The following is a 15,851-nucleotide window of genomic DNA, read 5'->3' on the forward strand; positions in this document are numbered from 1 at the left end:
CGCGTGGGGGGGGGGGGGGCCGCGGGGGGGGCTGGGCCGGGGGGGGGGGGGGGGGGGTTGGTGGTGGGGTCCGGGGGGGGTTTTCCTGGGCCCGGGCGGGGGGCCGGGGCGGCCCCGCGCACGGAGGTGGGGACGTGCTGGTTTTAAGGTGGCGCTGGTTTGGGTGAGGCGGGGTTTTGGGCAGCTCTGCCCGGTCAGGCAGTGGCGGCGCCCGTCATGATCGCCACGGCGTCGGTCATGCTGTGTGACTGCGGGGTGATGGTGGCGGCGCACTTCCCGAGCCGCTGGATGTGGATCCGGTCAGCGACGTCGAACACGTGGGGCATGTTGTGGCTGATCAGGATGACCGGGAGGCCGCGGTCCCGGAGATCGCGGACCAGCTGCAGGACCTGGTTCGACTCCCGGACGCCGAGGGCCGCGGTCGGCTCATCGAGGACAACCACCTTGGAGCCGAAAGCAGCGGCGCGGGCCACTGCCACTGCCTGGCGCTGGCCGCCGGACAGGTTCTCCACCGGGACGGTCACATCCTGGAGCGTCGAGATCCCGAGCCGGGTCAGTTCCTCCTTGGCCTTGCGGCGCATGCCCTTGGTGTCAAGGACACGGAAGAGCTTCCCCAGCGGGCCGGCAAGCCGTTCTTCGCGGCCCAGGAACAGGTTGGATGCGACGTCCAGTGCAGGCGAGACCGCGAGGTTCTGATAGACGGTTTCGATCCCGTGGACGCGTGCGTCCTGGGGGCGTTTGAAGTGCACCGGCTGCCCGGAGACCTTCAGCTCGCCGGAGTCCGGCACCTCGGCGCCGGTGAGGCACTTGATGAGGGTGGATTTTCCTGCGCCGTTGTCGCCGATGATGGCCAGGACTTCGCCCGGGTACAGGTCCAGGCTCACGCCGTCCAGGCCCACGACGCGTCCGAAGGTTTTGACGAGGTTCCTGGCCTGCAGGATCGGCTGGCGGACTTCGGTCTTGGCTGGCTGGAATTCTGTGGCGGTCATGATTTCACCTTTCGGATCCACTGGTCGATCGACACAGCGAGGATGATGAGGACGCCCACGGCGAGGGTCTGGTAAAGCACGTCGAGGCCGGCCAGGGACAGACCGTTGCGGAACACGCCCACGATCAGCGCGCCGAGGAGGGAGCCCCAGATGGAGCCGCGTCCGCCGAAGAGGCTGGTTCCGCCAATGACGACGGCGGTGATGGAGTCGAGGTTCAGGTCCACGCCGGCGTTGGGGCTGGCGGCGTTCGTGCGGCCGATCTGGATCCACGCACCGATGGCCAGCACGGCCCCGGCCGCGAGGTAAACGCTCATCAGGACCCGGTTGACCGGGATACCGGCCAGCCGGGCGGCTTCCTTGTCATCGCCCACCGCGTAGACGTGCCGGCCCCAGGCGGTCTTTCCAAGGATGAACGCGACCGCGATGTAGAGCAGGAGCATCATGACGACGCCGGTGGAGATCCGGACGGGTCCGACCGGGAACGTGCTGCCCATCCATGTCAGCAGGCCGGGCATGGCCGAGCCGCGTACTGTGGAGCCGCCGGAGTAGAGGAGCGTCAGGGCGATGAAGATGTTCAGCGTTCCGAGCGTGACGATGAACGGGGGGAGCCGGAACCTGGTGACGAGGAAGCCGTTCAGCGCCCCTGCTGCCAGGCCCACGACGAGGCCGAGGAGGAGAGCCAGCGGAGCGGGTGTGCCGCTGCCGACGGCCAGCTGCGCGACCACCATGGATGAGAGGATCATGACGGCGCCCACCGAGAGGTCGATGCCGGCGGTGAGGATGATGAGGGTCTGGGCGATTGCGAGGGTTCCCACCACCGAGACCTGCTGGGTGATCAGGGACAGGTTCTCGACACGCAGGAACCTCTCATTGAGGAGCCCGAAGACCACCACCGCAACAAGCAGGACAATCGCCGGGCTGAGCGCGGGATAGCGGTGAAGGATGTTGCGGATTCGGCTGAGCGGGGTCTGCCGGTCGAGGAATTCTTCGGCCGGGTCGGCATGCCCTGCGGCGGGCGGTCCGGCGGTCTGTTGCTGGGTCACTGTTGCTCCTGAACTTCAAGGTCCTGCTGGTGCTGGTTCGGCTGGGCTGGTGCGGCGGCTGCGGCTTCTGCAGTTAATTCTCCTGCTGCGAACCGCGGGAGAGTACTGAATCTTCAGCACCCTCCCGCGGTGCTGGGTCCATGCTGGTTACTTGCCCCAGCAGATCTTGGAGGCCTCTGACGTGGTGATGCTCTTGACGCCGTCAACGGCCTTGTCCGTGACGAGCTCAACACCGGTGTTGTAGAAGTCCAGGCCTGGTGAGTTGGCCGGCTTCTTGCCGGTCTTGGCCAGCTCAACGATGGCCTTGACGCCCAGTTCCGCCATCTTCACCGGGTACTGCTGGGCAGTAGCGCCGATCACGCCGGCCTTGACGTTGTTGACGCCCGAGCAGCCGCCGTCCACCGAGACCACCAGCACGTCCTTTTCCTTGCCGGCTGACTTCAGCGCCTCGAAGGCGCCGGCCGCAGCTGGCTCGTTGATGGTGTAGACCACATTGACGTTCGGGTTCTTGGCGAGGAGGGTTTCCATGGCGGTCCGGCCGCCGTCTTCGGCGCCCTGGCTTGCCTGGCTGCCCACGATCTCGTAGTCACCGCCCTTGCCGCCGGTGTATTTGCCGGTCTTGGCCTCGTCACCGTTCTTCTTCTTGTCCGCGGTGTCGATGCCGAGGCCGGTGAGGAAGCCCTGGTCCCGGTTGTAGTCCACCGAGACGACCTTGTCGTCGAACAGGTCCAGCAGCGCGATCGTGGCCTTCTTGCCGCCGAGCTGCGCGGCGGTCCACTTGCCGATCAGTTCACCGGCGGCGAAGTTGTCGGTGGCGAAGGTGATGTCGGCGGCGTCGGCCGGGTCCGGCGGGGTGTCCAGGGCGATGACGAACAGGCCGGCATCTTTGGCCTTCTTCAGCGCATCGACGACCGAAGGGCCGTTGGGCGTGATGAGGATGCCCTTGTCGCCCTTGGAGATTGCGTTTTCGATTGCCTGGATCTGCGTCTCTTCGTCGCCGTCGGCCTTGCCCGCTGCGAGCTTGAGGTCCACGCCGTCGGTTTCGGCGGCCTTCTTGGCGCCGTCCTGCATGGAAACGAAGAACGGGTTCGAGGTGGTCTTGACGATCAGGGACACGCCGACCTTCTCGGCCGAAGAGCTTCCGGCTGACGAGGTGGTTGGCGAACTCCCGCCGCAAGCGGTGAGGCTGAGCGTGCCGAGGGTCAGTACTGCACCGATGGCAAGCAGGCGGTGGGTGGCTGTCCGCGGGGCTTTGGAACTCAACATTGAATCTCCTGGTTTCATGGCACTTCTGGTGCCTGACAACGATGTCATGCATCATGTAATCAAGGTCACAGGGTACAGTCAAGAGAAATCGGATGATGAAGGACCAATTAATGACAACGATGTCTAATCGTTACCAGCCTGATACGACAAAGAGCCGGCCCACGATGCGCCACGTCGCGGCACTGGCGGGCGTCGGCATCAAAACCGTCTCCCGGGTGATGAACGATGAGCCGGGTGTCTCAGAGGCGACCCGCCAGCGCGTACTTGGCGCTTCCCAGCAGCTCAACTACCAGTTGGACATGGCAGCGGGAAGCCTGCGCCGGGCGGGCCGCCGGACCCTTTCCATCGGCCTCCTGCTGCCGAGCGTGTCCAATCCCTTCAGCGGTGAAATCCACCGCGCCCTGGAAGATTCACTGGCCGCCCGGGGCATTGCGGTCTTCGCCGCAAGCCTCGATGACGACCCCGAGAGGGAGAGGGCCCTGGTTGCCGCCTTCCTGGGCAGGCGCGTGGACGGCCTTGTCCTGACGCCGATTGCAAAAAGCCAGTCCTACGTCATCCCGGAGCACTCACGCGACCTGCCCATGGTCTTCATCGACCGTGAACCCGTGGGCATCGAAGCAGACGCAGTGGTGACGGACAACGCGGTCGGATCTGCCATGGCCGCCAGCCACCTGATAGCACAGGGCCACACGAAGCTCGCCTATCTGGGTGACCGCACAGATATCCAGACCGCCCGCGAACGCCGGCGCGGCTTCATCGAAGAAGTCGGCAGGGCGGCCATCGCGACCTCCTCGGTTCCGGTGCTCGAAGGCCTCCACGACGAGGATTCGGCGAGGCAGGCCGCCCTTCAGCTGCTGACATCGGAGGACCCGCCCACGGCCATCTTCTCCAGCCAGAACCTCGTCACGTTCGGCGTAATGCGGGCGCTGAAGGAGCTTGGCGCCAGCAAGCGCGTTGCCCTTGTCGGCTTCGACGACTTCACCCTGGCCGACATGATGGAGCCTGGCGTGACCGTGATTGCCCAGCATCCAGACCGGATCGGAAAACTCGCCGCCGAACGCCTGCTGGCCCGGATCGACGGCGACCACAGCCCGGCGCAGACCTACGTCGTCCCCTCAGAGCTCATCATCCGCGGGTCCGGCGAGCTCCGCCCGCCAGGCTGAACAGCCCGCCGGAATCAACCAAACCACCAAACCCTCAAAACCCACCCCGACAGGAGAAACATGACCAAGACGCTCTACGCCGAATTCACCGTCAAGCCCGGCAGCGAAGCCCGGGTGGCCGAAATGATGCGCGAACTCACCGAGCAGGTGCGCAATGAGCCCGGCAATCAGCTGTTCCTGCCGTACACCCGGGAAAGCAACCCCCGGGAGTACTTCGTGTTCGAGCTCTACCAGGACGAGGCAGCCTTCCAGGAGCACATCTCGGCGGACTATGGCGCCCGGTTCAATGGGGAGCTCGCGGACCATATTGAGGAGGACGGTTCGGTTCTGACCTGGCTGCAGCCGGTCCGCTAGTAGGTCCGGCCGGCTCGCCACCCCGCGCAACGCGAAGAGGGCCGCACCAGCACAAGGAAGGCCGGTGTCCGCACGTTCTGCGGACACCGGCCCTTCCGTGTGCCGACCTTCCCTGTGCCGGCCCTTCCGTGCGCCGGCCTTCTCCGGCGCCGGCCCTTACTTCCTGTTCTTGGTGGGCATTTGAGCTGCCTGGAACATGGATTGGCTGAGTGGCGTGACGGTCAGTGACTTCAGCCGGGCAGTTCCCCCGTCGGCGAAGAGTGCCACCTGGTTGGCGCCCTGTTCAGGGAAGACCTGGTCCGTGATGGTCCGCAGGCCGTTCTGGGCGAACACCTCCACCGAGGACCGGTCCACATAGATCCGCAGCGTCACGTTGCCGCTGGCGTCCACAGACACGGGGGCGGAGTCAACCGAGACGAAGAGCGGATGAAAGTCCGTCATGCCGGAGTTGCTCCGGTCCACGTACAGTTCCCCGGCTGCCTTGTCGTAGCCGATGACCGTCGACTTGCCGCCATTGCCCAGCACGGTGATCCCCGCCTTGGACGCTGATCCGGGGGAGAAAGTCACATCGATCCGCTGCACGTCGCCCGCGGCTGCGGCCGGCAGCGGGTGCGTGCCGGCCGGAATGTTCCGGGCCCGCTTTTCGGCGTAGCCTTCCTTTGTGCCGAGGCCATCCACCTGCTGGACGGCCTTCTGCGTCAGCCGCGGACCGCTGGCCGTCTGCGTCAGGGCCACCTCACGGGGCAGGGACATGGCGCTGCGCCAGGGCGTGGTGGGAATGCTGTTGGCGTAGTCCCAGTTGTTCATCCAGCCCAGCATGATGCGTTTGTTCTGCGGCATGTTGTTGAAGGACACGGAGGCGTAGTAGTCCCGGCCGTAGTCCAGCCAGTCATAGGTCTGGATCCGCGGCCTGGCCGGCCGCGGTGAAGCGGTGAACTCGTCAGCCAGGATGTGGCCCCAGCCAAAGCGGTTGTTGTCCACCACCCGGATGCTCGCCTGGCGCCCCCTGAACTCGGATACGTTCCACGACGCCCAGTCCAGGACCTCGCTGTTCGCTCCGGTCGCCGTCCTGACCACCTTGCCGTCCACTACGAGGTTGACGGTGGTTTCATCGGAACGCGGCACGGCGGCCTGGTCGGTCAGCATGACGTGGTCCAGGGTGAGGTGTCCCCAGCCGCCGGTGGCCTGGTCCACGATCCGGAGCTGTGCCTGCTGCCCGGCGAACTCGGACACGTCCCAGCCCTTCCAGTTCAGGGCGCCCGCGTCATCACCCGCGAGGCTGCGCACCACGATGCCATTCACCAGCAACTGGGCTTCCAGCGTCTGCCCGGAGCCTGCCGTGCGGTGGCCGCCGCCCACCAGCATGCTCATGAAGTTCCGGTTCACCGTGAACGACGGCGACGTCAGGGTTCCCTGCCGCTCGTCGCCGGGTGCGCCTCCCGTCTCGAACGTGTTGATCCGCTTGCCGCCGATATAGAAGTCGCCGCCGGAGGTGGACGGTTGGAACACCGGTGCCAGATCCCCGGTTCCTGTCCACCCGGCGTCGGCCAGGGTGGAACCGTCCGGGACCTCAAAGCCGTTGAACAGCAGGTCCCCGGGCGGAGGGGTGTTGTCCAGCTTGTCCGAAACCCGGGGATGCTGTCCGCCGCCCACCAGGAAGTTGAGGTAATCACTGTCCACGGTGAACTGCGGCGAGTTCATTGAGCCCAGCGGCCAGTCGCCGTCGTTGAATGAATTGATCAGGCCGGCGCCGGCAAAGCCGGTGACGCCGTTCTGCCCGGCGAGGGTCCCGGCCGCGGGTGCCGCGCCGAACGGGCCGTCCTTCGGGTTGCCGGGCTCGTTGTTCACGGTCCAGCCGTTGTAGCTGCCGTCGTTGAAGCCGGCCAGCGGAGTGCCTGCCGGGAGCCCGTCGCTGGGCTTGGTGGTTTCCGACGTGAAGGTGGTGCCGTCGAAATTGCCCACGAAGTACTGCCCTGCCGAGCCTCCGGCCACGCCTCCCGGGTTAATGTTGACCACCATCACCCACTTGACGTTCGCGGGGTCGCCGTCGACGGCAAGCGGGAACAGGTCGGGGCATTCCCAGAGGCCGCCCGTGGCGTTCGCCGGGCCGAACTCGCTCAGCTCCGTCCAGTCCTTGAGGTTGCCGGACTTGTACAGCACCACCTTGTGCTCGGTGGCCTCGACGGCGACCATCACCCAGTAGCCGCCTCCGCCGGGGGAGTGGTACCAAAACACCTTCGGGTCGCGGAAGTTCGCCGAGTTGCGGTTGAGCACCGGGTTGCCGCTGTACTTGGTCCAGGTCCTGCCCTCGTCCACGCTGTAGGCAAGGGACTGGGCCTGCAGCCCCTTGTACGGCGAGGCGTCCTTGTAGGCGCTGGTGAAGACCGCCACCATGGGCGGGTTCTCGGCCGTGCCCAGGCCTGAGGTGTTGTTCTTGTCCACCACGACGCTGCCGGAGAAGATGTCCTGCTGGTCATCGGTGGCGATCGCCAGAGGTTGCTCCTTCCAGTGAACCAGGTCCGTTGACGTGGCGTGTCCCCAGGACATGTTGCCCCACTGGTTGCCGGACGGATTGTGCTGGAAATAGAGGTGGTAGACGCCCTTGTAGAAGACCATCCCGTTGGGATCATTCATCCAGTTCTGCTGCGGCGTGAAATGGTAGGCCGGCCGGAACTGCTCGTTGCCGGTAGGGTCCGCCGCCGTTGCGGTACCTGCTCCGGCCAGTACCGCGGCCAGGCTGAGACCGGCCACTGTCAGTGCGGTACACAGCTGTAGTCTGCCGAATTTTCTCTGATGCATTGTGCTGCTGTCGCCCTTCATCGCGCGTGCCTTTCCCCAGTTCACATGGGTAGACAACGTTGTCAGTGACTGGAACGCTAGGTGATGTCCACAGGACAAGTCAACGCATCGGCCGGCGGCAAATCGGCCTGCCTTCGCGGGCGGGACACCGTTGTCAGACTTCTGTTGGCGGAGTTCTCCCGGAGCGCCGTTGTTAGGGTGGAACCATGAAACGCAGCCTCCTCGTTCTGTCCGTGCTTCCCGCCCTTGTCCTGCTGACGGGGTGCGCCCAGGCCGGGGAAGCAGCCCGGAACGCGGCGAGCTCGGCGGTGTCGCAGGCCGCCAACGCGGCGGCCGAACAGGTGAAGGGCCAGATCTGCACCATCGTCGAGGACGGTCTGGTCAGCGCCTCGGACAAGGCAGCTCTCGCGGGCCTCGTCGCCGCGGCGGAAACGGCCGGCGTGCCCGCCGAAATCACCGGACCCCTGAAGGCGATCGCCCAGGCCGGCGACCAGGTTCCCGGCGATTCTGTGCGGGAGCTTCAGAAGGCCTGCGGGGCTGCTTGAGGCCCGGCCGCCGGTGCAGCCTGCAATAATCGGAACCAGCAGTTGCGGGGGCGCTGAAAACGGCCGGCCGTGACGGGCAGCAGCGTTAGTTTCGGGCCGATTACAGCAGACGAGGCGGACATATGAAGGTTCCCAGCCAGCAGCACGCGACTTCCCACGAGGTCTCTTCCCCTGCAACACCTTCACAGGAATCCTCTTCCCCCAAAACATCAGCGAGCAACGGAAAACCGGTAGCCACTGCCGCCGTCAATCCGGAGATGCTGCGCTGGCTGGCGGAAGCGTATGGCGTTGGCACGTCGTATCAGGGCTGGGACGGGCAGCCGCACGAGGTTGCGGCCGATACCCTGATCCGGGTCCTGGCCGCACTGGGGGTCAACGCCCAGACCGACCAGCTCATCGAGCACGAACTGGCCGAGGCGGAACTGGCGCCCTGGCGCCGGATGCTGCCGCCCGCCGTCGTAATTCAGGACGGTACGCCGGGGCAGGTGACCGTCCATGTCCGGCATGGTTCGCCGGTCCGGATGTGGGCCGTCACGGAGGACGGGCGCGAGCTGGAAGCCGTTCAGGAGGACGTCTGGGTGGAACCCCGGGAGGTGGACGGCGTTCTGACCGGCCGGGCAACGTTCGCCGTGCCGCAGAACACCGGCCTGGGGTGGCACACCCTGCGTGCTGAGGCGGCGGGGCTGGTTGCGGAGGCCACGCTGGTGGTGACTCCCGCGCGGCTGTCCACGGCAGCTGACCTTGAGCAGCGCCGCGGCTGGGGGCTGGCGACGCAGCTGTACTCCGTCCGTTCCAAGCGGTCCTGGGGTGTGGGCGACTTTGCCGACCTCGCCGAGCTCACAGCTGTGGCCGGTGCACGCGGGGCCGACTATGTGCTGGTGAATCCCCTGCACGCCGCCGACCCCGTGCCGCCCCTGGAACCCTCGCCGTATTCGCCGTCGACCCGCCGGTTCTTCAATCCCCTGTACCTGCGGATCGAGTCCATTCCGGAACTGGCGTACCTGAAGCCCAAAAAGCAGTCGCTCGTCCACAGCCTCATGAAGCAGGCGCGCAAGCTGAACAAGGACGCCACACGCCTTAACCGGGACAAGGTCTACTCCGCCAAGCTGGCGGCGCTGGAGCTGATCGCTGGCGTCCGGCGTTCGCCGTCGCGTCAGCTCGCGTTTGAGGACTACTGCCGCAAGGCCGGCGCCGGACTGGATGACTTTGCCCTCTGGTGCGCCATCCGTGAGGACCTCGACGCCGACGACCCGTTTTGGAGCGACCCCGCGGCTGCGCTCAACTCGCCTTTGGCGGAGAAGCTCAGGGGCGAACTGGCGGAACGGATTGAGTTCTACCGCTGGCTGCAGTGGCTCTGCGATGAGCAACTCGAATCGGCTCAGCAGGCCGCCCGGAACGCCGGCATGCGCCTGGGCGTGGTGAACGACCTTGCCGTCGGCGTGGACCTGCAGAGCTCCGATGCCTGGACCCTGCGCGGCGTCCTGGCCCCCGGCGTCAGCGTCGGCGCGCCGCCGGACATGTACAACCAGCTGGGCCAGGATTGGCACCAGCCGCCGTGGCACCCCACCCGTCTGGCCGAGGCCGGCTACAAGCCGTTCCGGGAAATGCTCGCGACTGTACTGCGGCATTCCGGCGGCATCCGGGTGGACCACATCCTCGGCTTCTTCCGGCTCTGGTGGGTGCCCGAAGGGAACTCGCCGGCGGACGGCGCCTACGTCCGGTTTGACCACGACGCCATGATCGGCATCCTTGCCCTGGAGGCCCACCGGGCTGGGGCCGTGGTGATCGGCGAGGACCTGGGCACTTTCGAGCCGTGGGTCAGGGATTACCTTGCCGCACGCGGCATCCTGGGCACCTCGATCCTGTGGTTTGAGAACGATGGCGACTCCCCGCTGCCGCCCGAAAAGTACCGGCTGCAGGCGCTCTCCAGCGTGAACACGCACGACCTGCCTCCCACGGCGGGCTACCTCGCCGGCGACCACGTGACGCTGCGGAACGCGCTCGGGCTGCTGGAGCGTTCTGCGGAGGAGGAACGCCTGGAGCACAACGCCAAGCTGGAGAAAATGATGGACCTGCTCCGGCAGCGCGGCCTCCTGTCCTCCAGTGATGCCGGCTCCGAGCAGGAACGGATCGAGGCGCTGCACCGGCTGCTCGCGCAGACCCCGTCAGTACTCCTCGGGGTGGCGCTCGTGGATGCGGTCGGTGAGCGCCGGGTGCAGAACCAGCCCGGCACCACGTCCGCCCAGTACCCCAACTGGCAGGTGCCCCTGGCGAACTCCGACGGGGACTCCGTGCTGATCGACAGCCTGGAAGGCGACGACAGGTTCAACTCCCTGCTCGCCGCAGTCGAGGCCGCCATGCGGGCTTAGCCCGCTGTGATCACATGCGTGGTGTGGCTGTACCGGAAGGTGACCGGGCCGCCGTCGTGGTCCAGCACGATGTTGGAACCGTTCGGGTCGCCATCCTGGCCGTAGTTCTCATCCCAGGAGCCGTTGATGGCCGCCTTGAATTCGTACTGCCCGGCCGGAAGGTCTGCCGTTAGTTTCCACATCCTGTCCGCCGGATCAAAGGTCATGAACGCCGCCTCACATGCCGGCTGCCAATCATCCGGGCAGCCCATCTCGCTGTTCAGGCTGCCAGCAACGGTGACCGAGTCGGGCTGGGGCGCGGCGCCCACCACCACCGTCCGGATGTTGCTCACCCCGCCCGTTCCCTCGAGCTTTGCCCGGTACCGTACCTCGGTCCCGTCGGCGAGGCCCAGCGCGTCCAGGCCGTCCGCCACCGTGTACGCCGGGGACGAGACATCTTTTGAACCGATGGCTGTCCATGGCCCGCCCGCGATGCTCCGCTCGAAGTGCACCACGTGGCTTGCTTTTTCCGGGTCCGCGGTGGCCACCACGTCCACGCTGCCCTGGACGGTGCTGCCCTCGGCCGGCTGCTGGATGGTCAGCACCGGGTCGGGCACCTCAGCGGACCGGGAACCGCTAACCGACGTGCGGCCGGCGTTGTTCAGGACCACTGCCCGGTACTCCACGGCAGTGCCGGGGTTCAGTCCTGAGACATCGTGGAAGACCCGGTAGGGCGCGGTGTCGTCGGTGCCCACCCGCTCCCATTTGCCGCCCGGCGTCCTGGCCTCAAAGGTGACCTCGTAGAACGAGCTGCCGTCGACGTCGGCCGTCACCTGAATCCGGCCGTTGTCCCCGGCAGACGTTGCGGTGGCCGCAGCGGAAACGGGGGGCTGCAGCGCGACGGCGGGCGCAGCCTTCTCGCGCGGAATCCGGCCGGATGACTGGTAGACGACGGTGGACAGCGGCGGCACCGTGACGGTCAGCTTGCCGTCGGCCGAGGTCTTGGAGGTGTTGGCTGCGTCGCCATAGACGAGGCTGTAGAGCTGCGCTCGGCGATGTACACAGGGACAGCTGCGGTCTGCGGCTTCCCGCTGTTGTTCAGCGCCACGACGTACTCGCGCTGGTCCTTGGCATCGGTGCGCGAGAAAGCATAGATGCCCGGTCCGTCCGACGCGTAGCGGTTCTGGTGGGCGCCGTCGCGCAGGGCGGGGTGGTCCTTGGCCAGCTGCGCGAGTTCGCGGATCTTGGCGTAGAGGGGATGCCCGGTGTTGAAGTTGTCCATGGCGTGGGTGGAATCCGTGCCGAGGAGGTCATCGTCGAGGTAGTCGGGCACTTTGCTGGCGAACAGCGTCTGGCGGGCGTCCTGGTCTCCGCCGGGGCCGGTGAAGCCCTGCTCGTCGCCGTAGTAGACCACGGGATTCCCCCGGGAAAAGTACATGAGCTCGTGGGCCAGTTCGTCACGTGCCACGCGTTCGGCGTCGTCCGCGTCCGGGTTGTCGGTGCTGATGAAGCTGCCGATCCGGCCCATATCGTGGTTCCCCAGGAAGGTGGGCAGCTGGTAGACGTTGGAGTCCGCGTCGGTGTACCAGTCGTCGGCGGCGAAGAAGGTTTCCAGCTCTTTCGCGTCCTGGCTTTTGGAGGCGAAGCTGCGCGCCGCGTCCTGGAACGGAAAGTCGAGCACTGCCTGCATCCTGTCGCGGGTGGTGAACTGCGAGGTAAAGCTCTTGGAGGTGTCGAAGACCTCGCCGAACATGAAGAACTCGCCCTTGCCGTGCTGCCTGGCGTAGGCGAGGACCTCGGGCCCGAACTGCTCCCAGAATTCGTCGTTGACGTGCTTCATGGTGTCGATCCGGAACCCGTCCACGCCAAAGTCCCGGATCCACGTCTCGTAGATGTCCGTCATGCCGGCCACGACGGCGGGGTTCTCGGTGAACAGGTCGTCCAGTCCGAAGAAGTCGCCGTAGGAGGAGTTCTCGCCGGTAAAAGTCGTGTCGCCGCGGTTGTGATAGAGCGTCGGGTCGTTGAGCCAGGCCGGAACCTTGAGGTTCTGTTCCGCCGGATCCAGCACCGGTGTGTACGGGAAGGAGCTTTCGGCGTCGAGCTTGGGGAAGTCCGCCCGGCCTGCGAAGTCCCGGTCGTCGAAGGCCTCGCCGGACGCGTCGCGGTACGGCTCCTTGTCCTTGGAGACGTAGCCGGTGCGGGCACCCTCCTTGTAGCCGATGACGTCCGCGGTGTGGTTGGTAATGATGTCGAAGTACACCTTCATGCCGCGGGAGTGCGCCTCGTCGATGAGTGCTTTCAGTTCGGCGTTGGCACCGAGGTGCGGATCGATCTGGGTGAAGTCGGTGACCCAGTAGCCGTGGTAGCCGGCGGAGTTGTCTTCGGGCTGGACCGCCTTGTTCTTGAAGCTGGGCGTCAGCCAGATCGCCGTGGTTCCGAGGCCCTGGATGTAGTCGATGTTGTCCAGCAGGCCGTTCAGGTCCCCTCCGTTGTAGAACCCCTTGCGCGTGGGGTCGAAGCCGGAGACCATCGGATCCGGGCCGAGGCCGCCTTGGTCATTGCCGGCATCGCCGTTGCTGAATCTGTCCGCCATGACGAAGTAGAAGTTCTCGCCCGTGACGGGAGTGCGGAGGGAATGGACACCTTTTCCTGGCTTGGCGTCCGGTTTGGTGCCCGATGGCGGGCCCGGGTTTTTGTTGGCAACTGCAGCCTGGGTGGGTGCCAGGGTTGGCGTGCCCGCTTGGGCAGGCAGGGCCGACGCGGCCAGCAAAACGAGCGCACCTGCTGCCGCCAGGGTGGCGCGGGTGGGTTTGACGGGGCCGCCGGTACTGCGCGGGAAATTCAGGCGAGGGACGGTGAGCATGTTGGACCTTCCGCAAAAGCAAGGTTGCTTGTCCGGTGGGGAAGCCCGGAATCCGTTAGGACGCCGACTCGTCCAAGGCAAGCCTGATCGCCAACACCGGCTCCTATGATGAGGCCGTATTGGGAATGACTAATCCTGTATTGGCTTTGTCGATTGCGGTTTAGCTTGCCACAATCAGGGCCGTGGGGGAACCCGCAACGAGACGCTGAAGCGGGCCCTCTGGAAGGCCGGTCCGGTCATCAAGGCGGAAGGTTGTGATGTCATGGGAGCGCTCGTGGGCAACGTGAAGCCATTCGCCGCGGACCAGGTGGTGACGGGGCCAGTCGCCGGCGCTGGCGAAGTCGTGGATCGGGCGAATCAGGCTGCCCTCCGCTGATGAGGTCACCTCCAGCACGCTGATGCGGTTGGAGCCCCGCACGCCTACATAGGCGAATCGTCCGTCCGCCGACAAGGCAATTTCGGCCGCCGAGTCGCCGTCCTGGGCGCCGTCCGACGTCGCGGGGACCTGGCCGACCAGTTCGAACTTCCCCACCGCCGAGGCGGCCCGGGCTGCGAAGACCTCGATCGAATACTCGGAGACCACAAACACCGTTCCGTCGGAATGCTGCACAAGGTGGCGCGGGCCGCTGTCCTTCGGCAGCACTACCTCATGGTCCAGCACCAGACCCGTTCTGTGGACGTAGTTCCACACGCGGAGGAGGTCGTGGCCGAGGTCGGTGGTCATGATCCGGCCGTCGGCGAGTACCAGGCTGGCGTGGGCGCGGCTGGGGCGGTCGTCCCGGTGTGGGTCGCTGGATGGTGCCGCCGGAAGGCGGCGGGCGATTCCGCCGTCGTCCGTCAGTTCGTAGAGCAGAACTTGGCCGTCGCCCCAGCAGGCGACGATCAGGAACTTGCCCTGCGGATCGACGGTGACGTGGCAGGCAGCTTCGCCGGCCGTCCAGGGCTCGCCGACGGCCTCGAGGCCGAATTCTCCCCGCCGCCGGTATGCCTGGACGGTTTTGGCGTTCTCACCGACTGCGTAAACCATCGGCAGTCGCGGATGCACCGCAACGAACGACGGCGAATCCGCCTTGGCCGCCGTCCCGCGCCAAGTGAGCGTCCCATCAGCGATGACCGAAACGGCCCCGATCCCCGCTCCGTGGCCCCCGCTGTCCGCGGTGTAGGAGCCGGTCCAGATGAGCGTGTGGTTTGCGCTGTGGGTCATCGTTCCATCCTGCCAATAATTGCCGAATTCCGCGTCGGATAATATGGATTTTTGCAGAGCCTATTTTGAGTGCCGGACACGTTTAGATGTGCCGGATTAGTACTACCCGGGAGGTGGGAACAATTCACGCAACGCCAGCTTGGGTTCTCCCTGCCCGCCGCCCTACGGACCGCCAAGGCTAGTCGGACGTATGCACGGAGCGCCCATCATTCACCCGAAGGACGCATCCATGCCCGTTGAATCACCGCTTTCCCGGTCCACCGTCATCAGCCGGCTGCGCGCGGCCGGCTGTGTCTTTGCCGAGGACGAAGCCGACCTCCTTCTGTCCGCAGACCTTGCCCCCGATGAACTGATGCATGCCGTGCAGCGGCGAGTCGACGGGTTTCCGCTCGAGCATATTCTGGGCTGGGCCGAGTTTTGTGGCTTGCGGATCCGGGTCGGGCCCTGCGTCTTTGTGCCGCGCCGCCGCACAGAACTCCTGGTCCGGGAGGCTGCCACGCTCCTTGGGGCCCCGGGGGCAGGGCCCGCTGAGCCCGTCAGGCCTTCTGGTACCCCGCCGCCTACCTTGCCATCGATCCCGCCGGTTGTTGTTGACATGTGCTGCGGCTCCGGCGCAGTGGGCACCGCGCTGGCGGTGCGGGTGCCCGGCGTGGAGGTGCACGCCTCCGACGTCGATCCCGCCGCTGTGCGGTGTGCCCGGCTCAACATCCTGCCAGTGGGCGGTGAAGTCCATGAGGGCGACCTCTACTCGGCCCTGCCTGCTCGCCTTCGGGGTGCCATGGACATCCTCGCGGTCAATGCGCCCTACGTGCCGACGGCGTCAATCAGCAGCATGCCGCACGAAGCCCGCGTTCACGAGCCGCGGGTGTCGCTGGACGGAGGACCCGACGGCCTCGACATCCAGCGCCGGGTGATCGCGGAAGCCGCAACCTGGCTCAGCCCGGAAGGGCACCTGCTCATCGAAACGAGCCGGCTGCAGGCTCCTCATACTGCAGCCGCCATGGTCCGTGGGGGCCTAAGGCCGCGGATTGCCACGTCGGCCGAATTGGACGCCACAGTGGTGATCGGGCAGCTGCTGTAACTCCCTTGGGGATGCAGGGCCTTCCACATTTGCCGTGAAGTCGCGCTCTTCCCGCCGACGCGGCGTTTCTTCTGTGTTCTGCCGGCCCGGCCTGTCTTTGCGGGCGGGTTCATGTTTTGTGGTGGTGGTTTTGTCGGGGTTGTTGGCGTGGGTCGATGTGGGGTGGGGGTATGAACCAGGGGATGCCGTTTTTGAC

The 15,851-nt window shown here is 66.1% G+C and carries 10 protein-coding genes and 1 pseudogene; 5 read left to right on the forward strand and 6 right to left on the reverse strand.

What is annotated here, in order from left to right; translation table 11 throughout:
- Positions 1 to 194: 194 nt before the first annotated feature.
- From ACFTSA_RS18700 to ACFTSA_RS18710, 3 genes are all read right to left on the reverse strand, one after another.
- Positions 195 to 989, reverse strand: a complete 795-nt coding sequence (locus ACFTSA_RS18700; RefSeq protein ID WP_331575119.1) for an ATP-binding cassette domain-containing protein — start codon at positions 987 to 989, stop codon at positions 195 to 197.
- Positions 986 to 2,032 (reverse strand): ABC transporter permease, encoded by a 1,047-nt coding sequence (locus ACFTSA_RS18705; protein ID WP_314192902.1) that lies wholly within the window; start codon positions 2,030 to 2,032, stop codon positions 986 to 988. The genes ACFTSA_RS18700 and ACFTSA_RS18705 overlap by 4 nt, the downstream gene beginning before the upstream one ends.
- A gap of 147 nt (positions 2,033 to 2,179) precedes the next feature.
- Positions 2,180 to 3,298: a substrate-binding domain-containing protein gene (locus ACFTSA_RS18710; protein WP_377953171.1), complete on the reverse strand. Its 1,119-nt coding sequence runs from the start codon at positions 3,296 to 3,298 to the stop codon at positions 2,180 to 2,182.
- A 164-nt stretch (positions 3,299 to 3,462) separates the two neighbouring features.
- Between ACFTSA_RS18710 and ACFTSA_RS18715 the strand changes: the two genes are divergently transcribed.
- Together ACFTSA_RS18715 and ACFTSA_RS18720 are read left to right on the forward strand one after the other, a co-directional pair.
- Positions 3,463 to 4,461 (forward strand): LacI family DNA-binding transcriptional regulator, encoded by a 999-nt coding sequence (locus ACFTSA_RS18715; RefSeq protein WP_377953188.1) that lies wholly within the window; start codon positions 3,463 to 3,465, stop codon positions 4,459 to 4,461.
- Positions 4,462 to 4,521: 60 nt separating this feature from the next.
- A complete protein-coding gene (locus tag ACFTSA_RS18720; RefSeq protein WP_377953172.1) occupies positions 4,522 to 4,815 on the forward strand; it encodes a putative quinol monooxygenase in 294 nt (97 codons plus the stop codon).
- 156 nt (positions 4,816 to 4,971) lie between these two features.
- Here ACFTSA_RS18720 and ACFTSA_RS18725 read toward each other — a convergent pair whose 3' ends face one another.
- Positions 4,972 to 7,635 (reverse strand): GH32 C-terminal domain-containing protein, encoded by a 2,664-nt coding sequence (locus ACFTSA_RS18725; protein WP_377953173.1) that lies wholly within the window; start codon positions 7,633 to 7,635, stop codon positions 4,972 to 4,974.
- A gap of 185 nt (positions 7,636 to 7,820) precedes the next feature.
- On the opposite strand from ACFTSA_RS18725, the gene ACFTSA_RS18730 reads away from it, so the two are divergent.
- A complete protein-coding gene (locus tag ACFTSA_RS18730) occupies positions 7,821 to 8,159 on the forward strand; it encodes a hypothetical protein (RefSeq protein ID WP_377953174.1) in 339 nt (112 codons plus the stop codon).
- A 122-nt stretch (positions 8,160 to 8,281) separates the two neighbouring features.
- Positions 8,282 to 10,528, forward strand: coding sequence for a 4-alpha-glucanotransferase (gene malQ / locus ACFTSA_RS18735; protein WP_377953175.1), 2,247 nt, complete (start codon positions 8,282 to 8,284; stop codon positions 10,526 to 10,528).
- On the opposite strand, the pseudogene ACFTSA_RS18740 reads toward malQ, so the two are convergent.
- Positions 10,525 to 13,370 (reverse strand): annotated as a pseudogene (locus tag ACFTSA_RS18740) (alpha-amylase family glycosyl hydrolase). The gene malQ and the pseudogene ACFTSA_RS18740 sit on opposite strands and share 4 nt — an antisense overlap.
- A gap of 160 nt (positions 13,371 to 13,530) precedes the next feature.
- A complete protein-coding gene (locus ACFTSA_RS18745) occupies positions 13,531 to 14,574 on the reverse strand; it encodes a lactonase family protein (RefSeq protein ID WP_377953176.1) in 1,044 nt (347 codons plus the stop codon).
- 229 nt (positions 14,575 to 14,803) lie between these two features.
- On the opposite strand from ACFTSA_RS18745, the gene ACFTSA_RS18750 reads away from it, so the two are divergent.
- Positions 14,804 to 15,655, forward strand: a complete 852-nt coding sequence (locus ACFTSA_RS18750) for a HemK family protein methyltransferase (protein WP_377953178.1) — start codon at positions 14,804 to 14,806, stop codon at positions 15,653 to 15,655.
- The last annotated feature ends 196 nt before the right edge of the window (positions 15,656 to 15,851 follow it).

Origin of the sequence: Arthrobacter sp. NPDC057013, assembly GCF_042674585.1 — a bacterium.
Lineage (GTDB): Bacteria > Actinomycetota > Actinomycetes > Actinomycetales > Micrococcaceae > Arthrobacter.